This is a genomic window from Exiguobacterium sp. s101 (assembly GCF_018617835.1).
Lineage (GTDB): Bacteria > Bacillota > Bacilli > Exiguobacteriales > Exiguobacteriaceae > Exiguobacterium > Exiguobacterium marinum.
The window spans coordinates 1-19,121 of record NZ_JACSKX010000017.1; the positions used below are offsets into that span (position 1 = coordinate 1).

General features: G+C 48.0%; 17 protein-coding genes, 1 riboswitch and 1 other annotated feature. Of the genes, 13 read left to right on the forward strand and 4 right to left on the reverse strand.

The genetic code is table 11. The annotated features are described in order from the left end of the window. The first annotated feature begins 180 nt into the window (after positions 1–180). From KNO76_RS12445 to KNO76_RS12465, 5 genes are all read left to right on the forward strand, one after another. Entirely contained in the window at positions 181–1,173 is a 993-nt protein-coding gene (locus KNO76_RS12445) for a Gfo/Idh/MocA family protein (protein WP_214885737.1), read from the forward strand. A 74-nt stretch (positions 1,174–1,247) separates the two neighbouring features. Next, positions 1,248–2,411, forward strand: a complete 1,164-nt coding sequence (locus tag KNO76_RS12450; RefSeq protein ID WP_214885738.1) for an iron-containing alcohol dehydrogenase — start codon at positions 1,248–1,250, stop codon at positions 2,409–2,411. A gap of 106 nt (positions 2,412–2,517) precedes the next feature. Next, positions 2,518–3,870, forward strand: coding sequence for a glucose-6-phosphate isomerase (locus tag KNO76_RS12455; protein WP_214885740.1), 1,353 nt, complete (start codon positions 2,518–2,520; stop codon positions 3,868–3,870). A 99-nt stretch (positions 3,871–3,969) separates the two neighbouring features. Continuing rightward, the gene (ytkD, locus tag KNO76_RS12460) at positions 3,970–4,443 is read left to right on the forward strand and encodes an RNA deprotection pyrophosphohydrolase (protein WP_214885742.1); all 474 of its coding nucleotides are present in this window, start codon (positions 3,970–3,972) and stop codon (positions 4,441–4,443) included. Continuing rightward, a complete protein-coding gene (locus KNO76_RS12465; protein WP_214885743.1) occupies positions 4,424–5,191 on the forward strand; it encodes an alpha/beta hydrolase family protein in 768 nt (255 codons plus the stop codon). The genes ytkD and KNO76_RS12465 overlap by 20 nt, the downstream gene beginning before the upstream one ends. Positions 5,192–5,209: 18 nt before the next feature. Here KNO76_RS12465 and pckA read toward each other — a convergent pair whose 3' ends face one another. Further along, the gene (gene pckA, locus KNO76_RS12470; RefSeq protein WP_214885745.1) at positions 5,210–6,781 is read right to left on the reverse strand and encodes a phosphoenolpyruvate carboxykinase (ATP); all 1,572 of its coding nucleotides are present in this window, start codon (positions 6,779–6,781) and stop codon (positions 5,210–5,212) included. 321 nt (positions 6,782–7,102) lie between these two features. Continuing rightward, positions 7,103–7,222, forward strand: a riboswitch (SAM riboswitch). Between the two features lie 132 nt (positions 7,223–7,354). Here pckA and metK point away from each other — a divergent pair. Beyond that, complete coding sequence (gene metK / locus KNO76_RS12475; RefSeq protein ID WP_214885747.1) at positions 7,355–8,563, forward strand: methionine adenosyltransferase; 1,209 nt, start codon at positions 7,355–7,357, stop codon at positions 8,561–8,563. 40 nt (positions 8,564–8,603) lie between these two features. On the opposite strand, the gene KNO76_RS12480 is transcribed toward metK, so the two are convergent. Next, complete coding sequence (locus KNO76_RS12480) at positions 8,604–9,125, reverse strand: hypothetical protein (RefSeq protein ID WP_214885749.1); 522 nt, start codon at positions 9,123–9,125, stop codon at positions 8,604–8,606. A gap of 164 nt (positions 9,126–9,289) precedes the next feature. Here KNO76_RS12480 and KNO76_RS12485 point away from each other — a divergent pair, with 164 nt between their 5' ends. Both KNO76_RS12485 and KNO76_RS12490 read left to right on the forward strand, forming a co-directional pair. After that, the gene (locus KNO76_RS12485) at positions 9,290–9,760 is read left to right on the forward strand and encodes a GNAT family N-acetyltransferase (RefSeq protein WP_214699274.1); all 471 of its coding nucleotides are present in this window, start codon (positions 9,290–9,292) and stop codon (positions 9,758–9,760) included. Positions 9,761–9,848: 88 nt separating this feature from the next. After that, positions 9,849–10,565, forward strand: coding sequence for an alpha/beta fold hydrolase (locus KNO76_RS12490; protein WP_214885751.1), 717 nt, complete (start codon positions 9,849–9,851; stop codon positions 10,563–10,565). A gap of 30 nt (positions 10,566–10,595) precedes the next feature. On the opposite strand, the gene mnmM is transcribed toward KNO76_RS12490, so the two are convergent. Both mnmM and mnmL read right to left on the reverse strand, forming a co-directional pair. Beyond that, entirely contained in the window at positions 10,596–11,171 is a 576-nt protein-coding gene (gene mnmM, locus KNO76_RS12495; protein WP_214885753.1) for a tRNA 5-(aminomethyl)-2-thiouridylate-methyltransferase MnmM, read from the reverse strand. Beyond that, on the reverse strand, positions 11,125–12,099 hold the full coding sequence (gene mnmL, locus KNO76_RS12500) for a tRNA modification radical SAM protein MnmL/YtqA (RefSeq protein WP_214885755.1): 975 nt from the start codon (positions 12,097–12,099) through the stop codon (positions 11,125–11,127). The genes mnmM and mnmL overlap by 47 nt, the downstream gene beginning before the upstream one ends. Positions 12,100–12,275: 176 nt before the next feature. Here mnmL and KNO76_RS12505 point away from each other — a divergent pair, with 176 nt between their 5' ends. From KNO76_RS12505 to KNO76_RS12525, 5 genes are all read left to right on the forward strand, one after another. Then, entirely contained in the window at positions 12,276–13,466 is a 1,191-nt protein-coding gene (locus KNO76_RS12505; RefSeq protein WP_235181828.1) for an MDR family MFS transporter, read from the forward strand. 39 nt (positions 13,467–13,505) lie between these two features. After that, positions 13,506–13,721 (forward strand) — a binding site (T-box leader). Positions 13,722–13,761: 40 nt separating this feature from the next. Further along, on the forward strand, positions 13,762–16,167 hold the full coding sequence (gene leuS / locus KNO76_RS12510) for a leucine--tRNA ligase (protein WP_214703480.1): 2,406 nt from the start codon (positions 13,762–13,764) through the stop codon (positions 16,165–16,167). Positions 16,168–16,284: 117 nt separating this feature from the next. Next, positions 16,285–17,409 carry a hypothetical protein gene (locus KNO76_RS12515; protein WP_251128006.1) on the forward strand — a complete coding sequence of 375 codons (1,125 nt, stop codon included), beginning with the start codon at positions 16,285–16,287 and terminating at the stop codon, positions 17,407–17,409. Positions 17,410–17,426: 17 nt separating this feature from the next. Then, positions 17,427–17,939 carry a pyrophosphohydrolase domain-containing protein gene (locus KNO76_RS12520; RefSeq protein WP_214885759.1) on the forward strand — a complete coding sequence of 171 codons (513 nt, stop codon included), beginning with the start codon at positions 17,427–17,429 and terminating at the stop codon, positions 17,937–17,939. A 148-nt stretch (positions 17,940–18,087) separates the two neighbouring features. Beyond that, on the forward strand, positions 18,088–19,101 hold the full coding sequence (locus tag KNO76_RS12525) for a DUF2268 domain-containing putative Zn-dependent protease (protein ID WP_251128005.1): 1,014 nt from the start codon (positions 18,088–18,090) through the stop codon (positions 19,099–19,101). The last annotated feature ends 20 nt before the right edge of the window (positions 19,102–19,121 follow it).

The following is a 19,121-nucleotide window of genomic DNA, read 5'->3' on the forward strand; positions in this document are numbered from 1 at the left end:
CAAGTCGCGATGCGGCTCCGGGATTGCCTGCGGAAAGCGTGGGCGCCGGAAAGGCGAGCGATATGATTCATGTTAGTCAACAGCCTGAGGTGACCCGTTCTAAACGGGTCACCTTTTTTGTGTTTTACAGGAATCAGCGGACCGTATGACGAAACTGTAAACCGAATAGGAGGAGATCATATGAAGATTGGCATCATCGGAACGGGCGGGATTGCCACAAGTGCCCATATTCCAAATTACATCAAGGCAGAGATGGATGTGGTAGCTGTCATGAATCGAACACGAGCCAACGGGGAACGTGTCGCGCGGCAATTTGGCATCCCGAACGTCTATGAGACGGTCGAAGAGATGCTTTCATGCGAACAGCTCGATGCCGTCAGCATTTGTACACCGAACGCCTTACATAAAGAACAGGTGATTCTAGCTCTTGAAGCAGGGTGTCACGTCCTTTGTGAGAAGCCGCCAGGGATATCGGAGAACGACGCAGTTGAGATGTTAGAAGCGGCAAAACGAGCCGGTAAAACGCTTCATTATGGATTTCACTACCGAAACCGTGCCGACACCATTCTATTAAAACGGATGATCGATGCGGGAGAGTTCGGAGATATTTATGCGGTGACGGCGCTCGCGCTTCGACGACGCGGGATTCCGGGTTGGGGTGTGTTTACAAACAAGGAACTACAAGGCGGGGGAGCACTGCTCGATGTCGGTGTCCATATGTTAGACCTTGCGCTTTACTTGATGGGCTATCCGAAGCCGAGTGAAGTCGTTGGGCACGTCGGGCAATATTTAGGAAATCGTCCGGGTGTCGGCTTACTAGGAGAATGGGATTCGAGTTCGCTTTCAGTCGAAGATACGGCGAGGGCGATGGTCACGTTTGAAACAGGGGCATCCTTGCTGCTTGACGTCAGCTACATGGCCAATATCGAAGAGAAGGATACGATGCGTGTGGAATGTCGCGGAACGAAAGCTGGGGCCAGCTTATTTCCACTCACCCTTCATACCGAAAAATATGGAGCGCTCTTTGACGAGCAACCTGCTTATTTGACTGAACACGATCCGTACGAACGGCAAATCCAGCTCTTCCTTGAAGCCTGTCGACAGGAGCCGAATTATCGTCAAGCGGAGGAAGCAGTCATCTTGCATCGGATCATCGACCGCATCTATCAGTAAGCACGATACTTTTCATTCCGTAAAAACAGGGTATATAGTGAAGGTGTTACATATTTCTATGAGGAGGATGACTTATGCACAACTTTGAATACAAAAACCCGACAAAACTAATTTTTGGGACACATCAGGTCGAAAAATTAGCTGGAGAACTCGAAGTGCTCGAAGCGAAGAAAGTGATGCTTGTCTATGGTGGCGGAAGCATCAAAAAGAACGGGACGTACGATGAAGTCGTGGCCGAACTTGAAAAAGCCGGTATCTCATACGTAGACTTCTCAGGTGTTGAACCGAACCCTCGTATCGAGACGGTACGTCGTGCTGTGAAATTTGCCCGTGAAGAAAACATCGATGCCTTACTCGCAGTCGGCGGAGGTTCCGTCATCGACTGTACGAAACTGATCTCAGCGGCAATCCCTTATGAAGGGGACGCGTGGGACATTGTCCTCCGTGAGCATATCCCGACAGAGGCGGTGCCATTCGGGACGGTCCTCACACTCGCGGCGACGGGGTCAGAGATGAACTCTGGGTCGGTCATTACGAACTGGGAGACACAAGAGAAGTTCGGTTGGGGCCATCCGCTCGTATTCCCGACGTTCTCCATCCTTGATCCACGTTACACGGTGTCGGTTCCGAAAGACCAGACGATTTACGGCATCGTCGACATGATGAGCCATTGCTTCGAACAATATTTCCACCCGAACCATGCACCGGTACAGGAACGCATGACAGAAGGTGTTTTGAAAGCGGTCGTGGAATCGGCTCCGAAACTCGTGAACGATTTAGAAAACGTAGACCTTCGTGCCATCATCTTGTTCTCGGGTACGATGGCATTGAACGGTGTGCTTCAAATGGGTGCTGCGGGAGATTGGGCGTCTCATAACATCGAACATGCGGTATCGGCTGTTCACGACATCCCGCACGCAGGCGGTCTCGCGATCCTCTTCCCACGTTGGATGGAACACGTATTGGATGAAGACAACGCAGCACGTTTCGCACGACTCGGTACCGAAGTATTCGATGTCGAGCCGGGTGAACATGACTTGGAGACAGGGAAACGGACAATCCAAGCTGTTCGTGCATTCTTCGACCAACTCGGTGCGCCAAACTCGCTCCGGGACTACGAAATTGATGAGTCGACATTCGATGCGATTCTCGATTCGGCAATGAAGCGTGGTGCATTCGGTCGTTTCCGTACACTTGAACGGGAAGATGTCTCAAAAATCTTAGAACTTAGTAAATAAGGCGAATTCTTGCCTATTTTGCAATAATGATTGAACGAATCCGACGTTTCCGTTTATGATGGGTCATGTATGGCTCTTTTACGAGCGATTTAAAGGAGGAAATGACATGTCAACTGTACGTTTCGATTATTCAAACGCGCTCTCATTCGTAGGGAGGCACGAAATCGACCAAATGCAAGAAACGGTAAAAACCCTTCACTCTGTGATTCACGAGCGAAGCGGAGCCGGAAGTGATTTTCTTGGGTGGGTCGATCTTCCGACCGAATACGATCAAGATGAGTTCGCACGAATCAAAGCTGCGGCGGAACGAATTCGCGAGAATTCAGACGTTCTCGTCGTCGTCGGAATCGGAGGATCTTACCTCGGTGCCCGTGCAGCGATCGAAATGCTTCAACATTCGTTCTTCAACGTATTATCAAAAGAAGAGCGCAAGGCTCCACAAGTATTCTATGCGGGCCACAATATCTCATCGACGTATATGAGAGAATTGCTTCAAGTGCTCGAAGGAAAAGACGTCTCGGTTAACGTCATCTCGAAATCAGGGACGACGACAGAACCTGCGATTGCTTTCCGTGTCCTTAAACAGTTCATGGAAGAAAAGTACGGACAAGACGGGGCGCGTGAGCGCATCTACGCAACGACAGATCGGGCTCGCGGTGCACTCAAGACCCTCGCGGACGCGGAAGGATACGAATCGTTCGTTATTCCTGATGATGTCGGTGGACGCTTCTCTGTCCTCACACCAGTCGGTCTTCTTACGATTGCCGCTGCCGGAATCGATATCGATGCCTTGATGGAAGGGGCACGTGACGCACAGAACGCTTACAGCTCTCCTGAATTGGCAGAGAATGAAGCATATCAATATGCGGTTGTACGAAACGCCCTTTACGCAAAAGGAAAGTCGATTGAGATGCTCGTCAACTACGAACCGGCTCTTCACTACGTGTCAGAGTGGTGGAAGCAGCTTTACGGTGAATCAGAGGGGAAAGACAATAAAGGGATCTTCCCTGCGGCTGTCGATTTCTCGACGGATCTTCACTCAATGGGGCAATACATCCAAGAAGGTCGTCGCGACTTGTTCGAGACAGTCATCCGTGTGAAAGAAGTTCGTCATTCGATGAACGTTCCAGAAGACGCACAGGACTTGGATGGCTTGAACTTCCTTGCCGGTGAAACGATTCAATTTGTGAATGACAAGGCGACAGAAGGAACACTTCTCGCACACACAGACGGCGATGTACCGAACTTAGTCGTCGAATTGCCGGAGATGACCCCCTATCACCTTGGTTACTTGTTCTATTTCTTTGAGAAAGCATGCGCGATGAGCGGTTACATCCTCGGAGTGAACCCGTTCAACCAGCCAGGCGTCGAAGCGTACAAAGCAAACATGTTCGCTTTGCTCGGTAAACCGGGATATGAAGAACAAAAAGCAGAACTCGAAAAACGCTTGAATCAATAAGAAAACGAATCGGTCCGCAAGTCGGGCTGATTTTTTTGTTTGAAACTGGGTGAAGACAAGGTAAAGTGAGAGTAGATAGGGGAAAGAAAGGGATGGACTATGAAGACATTCAAGGATTACTATCATAATCAAGTTGAGCTAAGCTTCACCCATTATCCATTCTCAGACACACCGCTCCACGTCTGGGTCGTCGCCCGTTACGAGGATAAGTGGGTATTGACGAAGCATAAACAAAGAGGACTCGAGTTTCCGGGCGGGAAAGTCGAGCCGGGCGAGCATGAGGACGCCGCCGCAATCCGAGAAGTTTATGAAGAGACCGGTGGAATCGTGAAGACACTACGCTACTTGGGACAGTATCGGGTGCTCGGTCGAGGTGATACGGTCGTCAAAAATATTTACTTTGCAGAGATTGAGCGATTTGAAGATCATCCTGCCGTCGACGAGACGGATGGGGCCGTCTTGATTGATGCATTGCCGGGTAATTTGTTACGCAATCAACGTTATAGTTTTATGATGAAAGACCGAGTCTTACCGGAGACGATGAGGGTTCTACATGAACAACAGTTGGTTTGACCGAGTTGATGTGTTACCACCGTACGCAGGTTATCGGGTGACAAGAGGGTGGTACACGACAAATGATGGAGAAGAGGTCGTAGCGTATTCAATCGAACCAAAACAACCGAATGGGCACGTGTTGATGTACTTACGGGGAGGGACGGCACGAATCGGGGACGTCCGTTTACCGCGGCTCATGCAATTCGCATCACGCGGCTTTCATGTCGTCGCTCCCGTCTATCGTGGCAACCATGGTGGGACTGGAAAAGAGGATTTTGGTGGGGATGACTTGGAAGATGTGCTCTCGCTCTTCGATCGCGTTCAAACGAGCGGACGACCGGTTCACGTGCTCGGCTTTTCGCGAGGCGGAATGATGGCACTATCGCTCGCCTCCGAACGACCGGTCACCACGGTCACATCCTGGGCAGGCGTGACGAACCTAGAATGGACATATGAGGAACAGCGTTCGATGCGGAAGATGTTACGTCGCATGACAGGTGGGGACCCAAGGACAGCTGAGTCCGCATACGTCGAACGCTCCCCGCTCTATAAAGAATGGGAGGCCCCGACACTCATCATCCATGGTACGGATGATGAGCAGGTTCGCTTGCGTCATGCGACAGCTGTCGCTGAGAAGTTAGGGGAGCAGGCTGAATTTTGGGTGGTCCCATTCGGACATCAGCTCCCATTTTGGGATAAATGGGAGACGACAGAGCAGGCGATGGACTGGATGATACAGCAAGAAAAAACACCGACTCATGATTGAGTCGGTGTTTTGATGTAGTTAGATGACGAGTGGACCGGCTGCGATGATTGATTCACTTGCTTTCGTGAAACGCTTGAAGTTCTCTTTAAATTTCATGGCAAGTGCTTTTGCCTCCATGTCGTAACGAGCTGAATCGTTCCATGTATCTCGTGGATTGAGAACAGTACTCGGTACACCTTCGATGGCTACTGGAATCTCGACATTGAAAATGTCATGTTTCATCGTTTCGACATCACGAAGCTGTCCATTGATTGCGGCGTTGACCATCGCGCGCGTATAAGCGAGTTTCATACGTGAACCTTCACCGTATGCACCACCTGTCCAACCTGTGTTGACGAGATAGACATCGACATCGTGTTTTTCAATCAATTGACCAAGCATATCCGCGTAACGCTCTGGTGCGAGCGGGAGGAACGGTGAACCGAAGCAAGTCGAAAACGTCGCTTGTGGTTCTGTGACACCGCGCTCCGTGCCGGCAAGTTTTGACGTATAGCCAGACAAGAAGTGATACATCGCTTGCTCTTTCGTCAATTTGCTGATCGGTGGCAAGACGCCGTACGCATCTGCCGTCAAGAAAACAATTGTATTCGGATGACCTGCGCGTGATGGGAGCATCGCATTGTCGATGAACTCAATCGGATATGCCGCACGCGTGTTTTCCGTTAAAGAAATGTTTTTGTAGTCTGGTGTTCGATCATCGTTTAGCACAACGTTTTCAATCAATGAACCGAATCGAATCGCATCATAAATTTGTGGTTCGTTCTCACGTGATAAATTGATTGTCTTTGCGTAGCAACCGCCTTCAATGTTAAAGATGCCGTCTGGTGACCATCCGTGTTCATCGTCACCGATCAAGTGACGCTCAAGGTCAGCCGAAAGTGTCGTCTTCCCAGTTCCCGACAATCCGAAAAAGAGAGCCGTTTCGTTCGCATCATTGACATTTGCCGAACAGTGCATCGATAACACGTTTTGTTCAGGCAACAAGAAGTTCATGACGGAGAAGATTGATTTTTTGATTTCACCACCGTATTCTGTTCCCCCGATCAGAATTGTACGTTTGGCGAATGAAACGAGAATGAACGTCTCTGAGTTTGTGCCATCGACCGCAGGGTCTGCTTTATAACTCGGTGCATAAATGACCGTAAACGGGTCGAACGCACCTTTCGTCGGCCATTCACGTAAGAAGAGTTGTTTAGCGAATAGACTATGCCACGCATACTCTGTGATGGCACGAACGGGTAAGGTGTAGTGTTCATCCGCGCCAGCCGCAGCTTCAAGATAGTAGAGCTTATCTTTCTTCTCTAAGTGATTGAGTACTTTTTCAAGAAGTGCTGAAAACTTCTCTTCAGCGATTGGTTGGTTGACCTTCCCCCAATCGACAAGGTTGTTGCTGACTTCATCTTGTACGACGAATTTGTCTTTCGGTGACCGTCCGGTAAAAGCACCGGTGCTGACAGATAATGCCCCGTCTTTTGTCAGTACACCTTCACCATTTTGAATGGCTTCTTCTACCAGCTCTGGAACCGTCAAGTTCCGTAACATGTCGGTACGATTAATTAATTCTTCGATTTTCAGGAGCGTTGTCGCCATCCTGAATCCCACCTTTCCCCTAAATAGATGTGGATGAAATCCGCATACTTCCGCAATCAAGATTAATTAGTATGACGTTTTTAATTATATGTGACACACTAATTAAAAACAAGCATTTCTTCTCTATTAAGTAAGCGCTTTCTTACAAGGATAGTTTAACACATTCTCTTATCACAAGGTGTTAAAAAAAAGAAACGAAATAAAAAAATGGTTGAAGATTCACAAACAGAAATGTTTAGCAAGTCTGTGAAAAAATACGAATTCGTTCAATTCCCTTGACATAATCGGATGTCATTTATATGATGGTTTTCGTAACGGATACTCTTATTCTGAGCGGTGGAGGGAACAAGGCCCTACGAAGCCCAGCAACCGTCCGACATGAAGTCTTGTGCGGAAAAGGTGCTATCCTGAAGCGAAGCCATTAGCTTCGAACGATAAGAGGGTAAGGAAGAACGATTCAACCTTTCCCCATGTATGTCATCGGGGGAGGTTTTTTTCATTACCGTCCCAAAGCAACGCGTAAGGGGAACGAGTACCGTCCACATATCACCCTTATTATAGGAGGTTTTTTGAATGTCAAATTTGAACCGTCGACTTTTTACTTCAGAGTCGGTTACTGAAGGACATCCAGACAAAATTTGTGATCAGATTTCTGACTCGATTTTGGATGCCATTTTAGCGGAAGACCCGAATGCCCGTGTTGCGGCAGAAACGTCTGTCACAACAGGTCTTGTACTCGTAGCTGGTGAAATCACAACGTCAACTTACGTGGATATCCCGAAAGTTGTCCGTGAAACAATCCGTGAAATCGGATACACACGTGCGAAATATGGTTTCGATGCTGAAACATGTGCAGTCTTGACATCGATTGACGAACAATCGGTCGATATCGCGCAAGGTGTAGACCAAGCCCTTGAAGCTCGTGAAGGTCAAATGACTGAAGAGGAGCTTGATGCAATCGGGGCAGGAGACCAAGGTCTCATGTTCGGATACGCAACAAACGAGACACCTGAACTCATGCCCCTCCCAATCTCGTTGGCACACAAGTTGTCACGTCGTCTTGCGGAAATACGTAAGAACGGTACGCTTGAGTACCTCCGTCCGGATGGGAAAACACAAGTAACGGTTGAGTACGATGAGAATAACAACCCTGTTCGTATCGATACAATCGTTATCTCGACGCAGCATGCAGAAGAGATTACACTCGAGCAAATTCAAGAAGACTTGAAAAAATATGTCATTGAAGCAGTCATTCCGGCTGAACTTATCGATGCTGAAACGAAATACTTCATCAACCCGACTGGTCGCTTCGTAATCGGTGGACCACAAGGGGATGCAGGTTTGACAGGACGTAAAATCATCGTCGATACGTACGGTGGATACGCTCGTCACGGCGGTGGTGCATTCTCTGGTAAAGATCCGACAAAAGTTGACCGTTCAGCGGCATACGCAGCCCGCTATGTAGCGAAAAACATCGTTGCAGCAGGACTTGCGGATAAAGCGGAAGTACAACTCGCGTATGCAATCGGGGTTGCACACCCTGTATCAATCGCTGTCGATACATTCGGCACTGGAAAATTGAGCGAAACAGAACTCGTTGAACTCGTTCGTGAGAACTTTGACCTCCGTCCGGCAGGTATTATCAAAATGCTCGACCTTCGTCGCCCGATCTACAAACAGACAGCAGCTTACGGTCACTTCGGTCGTACAGATGTGGAACTCCCTTGGGAGCAAACAGATAAAGCAGCAGTTCTTGAAGAAGGCGCGAAGCGTTTCGTGTAATCAAAAACGACCTTTCCGCGGAAAGGTCGTTTTTTTTGGTTCATGTAGTTGGTGGTGTCTGTTTATTTTCGTCTGACTCAGAATCGTTGGAAGTTGTTTCTTGTCCGAGAGCTGTATCTTTCGCTTCGACGACCTTCTCACCGATATCTTGTAAATCAGACTTGGCTTCTTGTGCCGTATCAACGATTTTATTGACGTCTTCTTTAACTGTATCTACTTCTCTGACGACTTTTTCATATACGTTCTGAACGTCTGTAGATACTTCCTGAATTTTGCCGGAAGCCGTCTTCACTTGTTCAATAACCTGTGAGGCTTTACCAGCAGGGTCTTGTTTCATTTCATTGACAATGCCGCCGACCGAAGATTTTGCGCTCGAGAGGGATTGTTTCGTATGATCTCGATTCGAGGAGCTAAGTAATGCGAGGAGACCGCCGACAAGTGCACCGAGTAACATGCCGGTCACGACGTTTATTTTCGGACTTCCCGCGTTCATTTGGTCAAATTGACGATTTGGGTTCTCTGTTTGTTCGACTTTCGGGTCATGCTCTAATTTTGGTTCCATGTTGTTCCACTCCTTCATTTGATTGGCATTGCTAGTTTTATACCCAAGTCGAATGCTGAGATAACGTTTTATAATGAATCGTCATGAAAAAGAAATGTAGTGCAGGATAAAAACACTATGATAGGGAATGATACAAATAGATTGGCCTAAAGGGGGAAGCGATCATGAATATGCGAGAAGCAGTTCCAGAAGATGCGGCGTTAATTCGAACGATTGCACTTGCAACGATTTCAAAGAATGATTCCAATCGGACAAGAGCGATGGAGCGCGCCTATCGACAAGAAGAGATTGTACGAGCAATCAGTTCAAGTGAAGAAGCACGAGAACAATATTTTATCGTTGGCGAGTATGAAGACCATGTCATCGGATTTTGTCATGCCATCGATCGCGGTGACATGTGGGAGATGCTTCGTCTCTATCTTCATCCCGATCACCATCGGAACGGGTACGGTGCAGATTTTTTAAGGCACCTTCAATCGAAAAAAACACAACCGGTGGAAGTGTACGTTGAAAATTCGAATGACCAGGCGATTGCTTTCCTCTTGCATCAATCATTTAAAGAAGTGAATCGAATTCAAGAAGAGGTCTACGACCAACCGATGGAACTCATTCATCTAAGATATGTCCCGAGCTAAGACTCCAGACGGATTTTGCTTAAACATCAGTTGCGGCTGATGTTTTTTTGATACAATGAATATAGTCTATAAATGAGGTGACGGCAGCATGACATATGAAGAAACACAAAAAGGGGTCATCGTCATCGTTTATCCGCTACAGTTCACATCTCGGATCAGCGAGAATTTTATTCGACGACTTCAAGACGAGTACGAAGTAATTGTCGTCCGCGACCAATCGATGGGCTTGACGGCAGAAGATCATAAACAATTGATCAAACGGGCGTTACGTGAGGCCGGCGAGTATAAATTACCGATTCATGTCGTGGCGTTCAGCCTCGGGGCGCTCTTTACAAACCGGCTTCTTCAGGAGTATGATGTGCCGCTCGGGAGCCTGACTTATATCTCTCCATTGTTTGATTGGCATGCGACTCGTCAAATCGGTGGATTAAAACAAGTCGTCGCGAGTGCAGTCGATCGTTTTCGCCCAGACTTACCACTCGGAATGATGACATTCACCGGCGGCGGCGGCGACGAATCGTCCCGATTTGGTGAAATCACATATGCCCAATATCGGGAAATCGAAGAAGAAATCGTAGAGCATCAAGAAGAAAAGAAACATTTGCCACGTCTCCCGCTCGCTTGTTTCTACGCACCTGATGATCAATTTGCAGACGTGAAGTTGACGTTGAACGTCTGCCGAAAGATTGGTGGAGATCAAGTGTATATCCGTCGATTAGAAGGATTCCCGCATTTTGGGTATGAGCGGTTGAACACCAAATTTGCAGAAACGCTCATGACGTTTTATGAATTGATTCAAGAATAAAAGAAGGCGACTCACAGGAGCCGCCTTCTTTTATTTTGAACGTTTTTCAATCGCCACGATGAATGGAGGGTGGTTGATCTGGTTGATGAAGCCGTAACGCAGTACACCCGCCTGCTTTTGGTCAAGCGACTCCACATAGCGAAGCACATCATCCCGTTCGACCTTCCCGCTCTCATGGCCGTGGTAGATGACGATGACGATGACACCACCGATAGCCATGACCTCTAGTAATTGAGACAATGCGGCAATGGTCGTATTCCCTTGTGTCGTGACGGATTTGTCACTTCCTGGTAAATAACCCAAATTGAAGACGGCTGCGGTGATTGGTCGTGTCTCATTCGCGACGACCGTATGAACCGTATCGTGACTATCATGAATGACGGTCACCCGTTCATAGACACCTGCTTCCTGTATACGTGCACGGGTTGAAGCAACCGCTTCTGTTTGGATGTCAAATGCGTATACGTGTCCCGTTTCGCCTACGGCGTTCGCCAAGAACAACGTGTCGTGCCCGTTCCCGGCAGTCATATCGATGGCGACATGTCCTACTTCGAGGTGGTCATGTAGTAATTGTTTTGCAAATGGTAGTACTCTCATTAATCCCATCAATCTCATCCTTCTTTTTTCCTTGGAAGGAATCACGTCGCTCCAATTCCGCACGAATCTTGTTTAGCACCTGCATCTTGTGACGGCTCCATAATGGACCAATCAATAAGTCAGGCGGACCGTCTCCCGTCAATCGATGGACGATCACCTCGGGTGGTATCCGTTCGAGTTGATCACAAACGAGGGAGATGTATGTGTCTTCCTCCATCAAGTCGAGCAAGCCTTTCTCATATTGACGGGCAAGTGGTGTATGTTTCAAGACGTGGAGCAAATGAATTTTGATTCCTTGTATGTCCATTTTAGCAACTTCTCGGGCTGTGTCGAGCATCATCTCCGGTGTTTCACCGGGTAGGCCATTGATGATGTGCACGCATACGCGAATGTTGTGACGACGCAGTTTTTCAAGACCGTTCAAAAATGTTTGATAATCGTGTCCGCGATTGATTTTTTTTGCGGTCGTATCATGTACGGTCTGTAAACCGAGTTCCACCCATAAAGAAGTCCGCTCATTCAGTTCGGCTAAATAGTCGACAACGTCATCAGGCAAGCAATCTGGGCGTGTCGCAATCGAGAGACCGACGACACCTTCTTGCTGAAGCGCTGCTTCGAATAATTCGCGTAATCTTTCGACTGGCGCATAGGTATTACTGTACGCCTGAAAATAGGCGATGTAGTCGGCGTTCTTCCATTTTCGATGAAGTCGCGTTTTTACTTCTTCGAATTGAACGGGAATCGGGTCACAGGCATTACCCGCAAAATCGCCACTTCCATCATCTGAACAGAATGTACATCCGCCTTTGGAGACGCGGCCATCACGGTTCGGACATGTGAAGCCACCATCGAGCGGCACTTTAAACACCTTGTTCCCGTATTCCCGACGATATGCCTCATTCAATGTATGATAGCGGTTTTGACCAAATGGATTCATGGTTATCTCTCCTTCCTTGCTCATCCTATCACAAATGAAAAATGACAAAACTTCATAATGAGTAATTTTTCTTGACACTTCTTTGGCATTCGTTTAGGTTTGATAAGGAAATCTTGTCGATTCGGCCTTTTGTGCCGATTTTTTTAATGTGAAGAGGGATGAAAGGAGGACTTGGTGTGAACAATAAAATGCCAATCTCGGTATGGATTCTAGTCATTGCGATGGCGCTCAATACAACGGCGGCGTCTTTTTTATGGCCATTTAACACCCTGTATATTCATGATTTTTTAGGTGAGTCGATGACGCTTGCCGGAGTGGCGCTTCTCGTGAACTCCGCACTCGCAATCGTCGGTAACTACATTGGAGGGACGCTATTCGACCGAATCGGAGGAAAAGCGACGCTCGTCATCTCCGTCGGCTTGTTGCTTGCGAGTTCGCTTGGATTTTTACTGTTCCACGCCACGTTCTTCGGCTATTTGGTGTGGCTCGGTTTGATCGGGTTCTCAGGGGGACTTGTCTTTCCGACCGTTTATGCGTTTGCGGGACTCATTTGGCCAGAAGGGGGACGTCGTTCCTTCAACGCGATTTATGTCGCGCAAAATGTTGGGGTCGCCCTCGGTACAGCGATGAGCGGTCAAATCGCGCGATTGAACATCGAGTGGATTTTTTACGCAAACTTCTTCTTGTCGGTTCTATTTGTTGTGGTTCTTTTATTTGGACTTCGCTATTTGAAGAACCCGACACGTCCTGTCGTGCAATCCCAGCTAGAAGCAGCGGCCACGACGCTCTCGAGCGCGACGATGAAGTCGATGTGGTATGTCGCTATCGGTTATGCGGTGCTTTGGTTCGTCTACGTTCAGTGGCAAGGAACGATCGCGGTTCACTCGAAAGACCTCGGTGTCACAATCAGTCAATACTCACTCCTATGGACAGTGAATGGGGCAATGATTGTTTTTGCACAGCCATTACTCAATCGGGTGTTGCGACAGTTTGAGGATGATTTGAAACGTCAATTGATCATCGGGGCATCGATTTTCCTCGGTGCTTTCTTGATCGTGCCGTTCGCTGGTGGCTTCGGTATGTTCATGGTAGGGATGGTCGTCATGACAATCGGCGAAATGTTCGTTTGGCCAGCAGTTCCAACGATTGCGGCGAAACTTGCCCCGCCTGGGAAGGCAGGTCAATATCAAGGGCTCGTCAATATTGCCGCTTCCGTCGGTCGGATGATTGGCCCGACGTTATCTGGGTTTATCTACGATGTGTTCGGGATTACGGCAGTCTTTGGTATGCTGCTCCTACTCGCCACGTTTGCCCTCAGTCTATTCGTATTCATGAAAGACATTCGCGTTACTGAAAAATCAAGTTGACGTTGAATTTCAGAATGGGCTAAAATAGACTACGATGAATAGCAAGCGATGAAGAGGATTAGTAACGAACGTTCCGTTTCAAAGAGAGTCGATGGGTGGTGTGAATCGATAAGCGGACGTTGTGAACTCGCCTTGGAGCTGTTTTCCTGAAACGAGTAAGGAAAACCGGGGTTACGCCTCGTTACCGGCGTCTCAAGTGGCAGTAATGCAACATGGGTGGTACCGCGGAGAGCTTTCAAGCCTTTCGTCCCATTTTCGGGGACGGAAGGCTTTTTATTTATGCAGAGGAGGAAGAATGTTGAGCTATTTTAAACATCAAGAAATCGAGCCGAAATGGCAAAAACGCTGGGAAGAAAAAGAAGCGTTCAAAACGACAGAAGACCCGGAGAAGGATTGTTTTTACGTCCTTGATATGTTCCCCTACCCATCAGGTGCCGGCCTTCACGTCGGTCACCCGGAAGGTTATACGGCAACGGATATCATTGCCCGGATGAAACGGATGCAAGGATATAACGTCCTTCACCCAATCGGATGGGATGCATTCGGTCTTCCTGCCGAGCAATACGCACTCGATACGGGGAACGACCCACGCGAGTTCACAGCGCGTAACATCGAGACGTTCCGTCGTCAATTGAAGGATCTTGGATTCTCATATGATTGGGACCGTGAAATCAGCACGACGGATCCGAAGTACTATAAATGGACGCAGTGGATTTTTACTCAACTTTTCGAACGTGGACTCGCCTACGTCGATGAAGTCGCGGTCAACTGGTGCCCAGCGCTCGGTACGGTCCTTGCGAACGAGGAAGTCATCGATGGCTTGTCAGAGCGGGGGAACCACCCTGTCTATCGCGTGCCGATGAAGCAATGGGTGCTTCGCATCACGGAATATGCGGAGCGTTTACTTGAAGATTTGGAAGGTCTTGACTGGCCGGAGAGCGTGAAAGAGATGCAACGCAACTGGATCGGCAAATCGGTCGGTGCCGAGGTCGACTTCAAGGTCGATGGTCACGATAAGATCGTCACCGTCTTCACGACACGTCCAGATACGCTTCACGGAGCGACTTACGTGACACTCGCACCAGAGCATCCGTTCACGAAAGTGATCACGACGCCTGAACAATCGACAGCAGTCGAAGCATACATTGAAGAAGTCTCGAAGAAAACAGACCTTGAACGTACGGATCTCGCCAAAGAGAAGACGGGTGTCTTCACGGGCGCATATGCGATCAACCCGGTGAACGGCGAGAAACTTCCGATTTGGACAGCGGACTATGTCCTCTCGACATACGGGACAGGTGCGGTCATGGCCGTCCCTGGGCACGATGAACGCGATTATGAGTTTGCGAAAACGTTCGACCTTCCAATCCGTGAAGTCGTCAAAGGTGGGAACGTGGAAGAAGCGGCTTACGTCGAAGATGGAGAGCACGTCAACTCAGGTAGCTTGAACGGACTCAATAAAGCTGATGCCATCAAGACGATCATTGAAGAACTTGAAGCTAGTGGCACAGGTCGTGCGAAGACGACATACCGTCTTCGTGACTGGTTGTTCAGCCGTCAACGTTACTGGGGCGAGCCGATTCCGGTTGTTCATATGGAAGACGGTACGATGAAGACGGTACCGGTCGAAGAGCTTCCACTCGAACTTCCGATCATCGATGAAATCAAACCATCGGGTACGGGCGAATCACCACTTGCGAACGCAGAAGAGTGGTTGACGTACACAGACCCTGTCACTGGGGAGAAGGGTCGTCGTGAGACAAATACGATGCCACAATGGGCCGGCAGCTGCTGGTACTACATCCGTTACATCGATCCGGATAACGAGGAGATGATTGCGGACCCTGAGAAACTCAAACGTTGGCTTCCGGTCGACTTATACATCGGTGGTACGGAGCATGCCGTCCTTCACTTGCTCTATGCGCGTTTCTGGCACAAAGTCCTCTTCGATATCGGCGTTGTCCCGACGAACGAACCGTTCCAAAAACTCTACAACCAAGGGATGATCCTCGGTGAGAACAACGAGAAGATGTCGAAATCTCGTGGGAATGTCGTCAACCCGGATGATATCGTGAAGTCACACGGTGCGGATACGCTCCGTCTTTATGAAATGTTCATGGGACCACTTGATGCAGCGATCGCATGGTCGACGAATGGGCTTGACGGGGCACGTCGCTTCCTCGACCGCGTATGGCGTTTGTTCGATCAAACAAACTTCGCGGACGTGGCACCGACTGCCGACTTTGAACGCACGTATCATCAGACCGTGAAAAAAGTGACGGAAGACTACGAGGCACTTCGCTTCAACACGGCCATCTCGCAATTGATGGTCTTCGTCAATGAAGCGAACAAACAAGAGACGTTGCCGAAGTCACAAATGGTCGACTTCATTAAAATGCTCTCACCGGTCGCACCTCACTTGTCTGAAGAGTTGTGGGAGAAGATGGGCATGACTGAAGCATTGACGTATGCGGCATGGCCGACTTACGATGAGTCAAAACTTGTGAGTGACACGATTGAAGTCGTCATTCAAGTGAATGGGAAACTTCGTGCGAAAATGCACGTTTCGCGTGACGCGTCGAAAGAAGCACTCGAAGCGGAAGCACTCGGTAACGAGCGTGTCCAAGAGTTCACAGAAGGCAAGACGGTTCGTAAAGTCATTGTCGTTCCAGGGAAACTCGTCAATATTGTAGTCGGGTAACATGAAGAATGTGTGACATTGTCGCACATTCTTTTCTTTTTAGTGGGGTCATTTTCTTTTACTGGCGGTTTTGATACACTAAAGGGCGATACTGAAGTAGAAGGGGACGACATGTCCATGAAACGTTCTTATGTGCTCTATACGACACTTTGTGCTGTCGTAGTCGGTGCGGTGCTTTGCTATATCTTCGTCTTTTCAGATGAAGAGATTCAGCGACAGGTCGCTTCGACATTTGAAAAAATTGATATTCAAACAAGTCATCAAACGGCTTCACTCCCACCCGTAGAGGCGGCCCAAGATGATGACGATATTGACACGACCGATGCACTCGAACAGATTAACCAAATCGATGAAGTGTATTACAGTGACACGATTGGGGCCTATCTCGTCATAACCGAGCAGGCTGAATTCTTTGAAGTGAGTGGAAACGGAACCCGTGTCAACTCAGTACTCCAACTTGAAAACTCAGGGAAAGCCAGCCTCGATGACTTCATCGGTATGCGAATGATCAAAGAGGATTTAGTTTATGCGGTTACTGCAAATGGGACGCTTGTCACCATTGAACGGGAAGAGGGGCGCTGGGTCGAGCGGCCACGTAAACAAATCAAAGGTCTCGTGTCGGAAGACCGGATTTTTGGTGTTGGCTATGACCGTGAATCGAATCGATTGTTCATGATGAATCGGTTGGCGGACACGCCGGACCTTGAGCTCCTCTATATTGAAGAGCGGGAGATTGAACTGGAGACGCCAGTGGATGACAAGTCCCAAGAAGAGTCAACTGAAGCTGACATGAGTGCTGAAAATACAGAAGAACCATCAGAAGATACAGCGACAGAGAACGTCTCGACGAATGACAACGACTCGACCGAAACGGCTGCTTCTGAAGACGCACCTGACAATGGGCGAAACGTTCAAGAAGAGGATGAGAAAAAAGAACCCGAGACCGAATGGATGCTTGATTCGCGACAAGCGTTATCCGCCGACGGCATGAGTGCTTCCATTCAACAAAAATTCGAACGGTTCGAAGGCGTCGGGCTTGTCGAGAGGCAAGGACGTATCTATGTGCTCGATTCAGAAGAACTCGTCCTCTACACGGTCAACCCGGAAGAAGGGACGATCAACGGTCAGATGGTGACACCTCGTGTGTATGACTCGACCGGTATGTTTTTACAAGACAATGAAATCTTTGCAATCGTCCACCCGGAAGTATTCGATTTGGATGCCTTCGTCTCGGTGGACTGACAATGGGGGAACTATAGATGAGTAAACGTTATTTTTTTGAAGAAGTGAAGCAATTCCACGAAACATTCGGACATCCGGGAGCGGAATCTCCGCAACCGTTGACGCTTGATCGCGCGACGAAACGGTCGGTGTGGACGGCAGAGGAAGCGGTCGTCGAGTTTTTGCATCAATCGTCGCAATCGGAAGATGAGTTCTTACAAGCCATCGAGCAATTCCAAGTAGGATTCCAAAAGGCCGTTCAAAAATCGTTACAAGACGCACCACCGTCAGATGATGTGGAACGTCTCGTCGGTCAAGGGGATGCATTAACGGACGCGTTGTATTTTGTCATGGGAAGTTTCGTTGAACTCGGGCTTGATCCCGTCCCATTGTTTGAAATCGTCCAGCGCGCCAATATGGCGAAACTTGGACCGGACGGGAAGCCGATTTTACGCGAGTCGGACAATAAAGTCATGAAACCTGAAGGGTGGATGCCGCCGGAACCAGAGCTCGAAAAAGAAGTGCGTCGTCAAATCGCAGGAAAAGAATAATCACAAACGGCTTGAGCCTTTCATCAGAAAAGGCTTGAGCCGTTTTGTTGTGATTGAAGATGTGAAAGTCCTAGCGACATCATGATATTGGAGCGTATAAAAATGGTGATTAGAGTAATTTGTGGTATAATTTAACATAAGTAAATGATTGAGAGAATTGATTATTGAGATAGAGGTCATTCAACTGAAAAAGTTGTTCGGTATTCTATGTTGTAGTTTAGCACTTCTATTAACAGCATGTAGTGATGATGAAAAGTCGCTAGAATCTAAACGGTCAGAGCCTGACGTTTCAATGGAAACGATAAAAATTAACGAAGAGAACGAATTGACAATCGTGCCACTCTACACCCAGTACCAGCAATATTTGAACGCATCCCTTGAAACAACCGATTCGGAGGAGAGCAAACAAAACTTCAAAAAATACGTATTAGATTACATAGGGGAAATTGGAGCGGAAGAAAAACTTGATACATCCCTCATCAAAACGAACTTTTCGCTAAAGCCGACCCCTCATAAGCAACAATTGCTGAAGCAACTTGACACATTGATTGAACGGTATGACGAGATTAAAGAGATTATTGAATCGACATACGCAGATTCAAATCAAATCCTTCCTAAAGAGAAGAGTACGGTGTTTATTGCTCCGTATAATCCTGAATTATTCTATGATATTGAACCGATGAAAGGTGTAGGCGCAACAGCATACAAAGACGCCTTCATCTTATTTCTCGATACAGATTTTGACAAAGATGTTCTAGCCTATTCAACAGCTCATGAATACCACCACCTGATCCTTCGTGATCAAAACGAATACAATCTTAGTTCGATTCTTGAGTCTATCATCATCGAAGGGAAAGCGGACGCATTTGCTGATCGGATTGTCAAAGGGGTTTCTCCCCCATGGCATGTGCAATTAGATGATGCGACCATGGAACACATTGCGAGTCAAGTGAATGATTATGAAACATCCTTTACTGATTTTGTAGTAGGTAATAGTCAAAAAGACATTCCACGTTGGAGTAACTATATTCTAGGGAAGGATGTGTTCCATAACTATTTGACGTCGCACCCAGAGCTATCGATTCCCGAATGGACATTCAAAGAAGGTCATGAAATTCTAGAAGAGTACGAGTATCGAGATGTGATGAAGTTGGAAAATTAAGTTGAAAAGAATATCAAAAG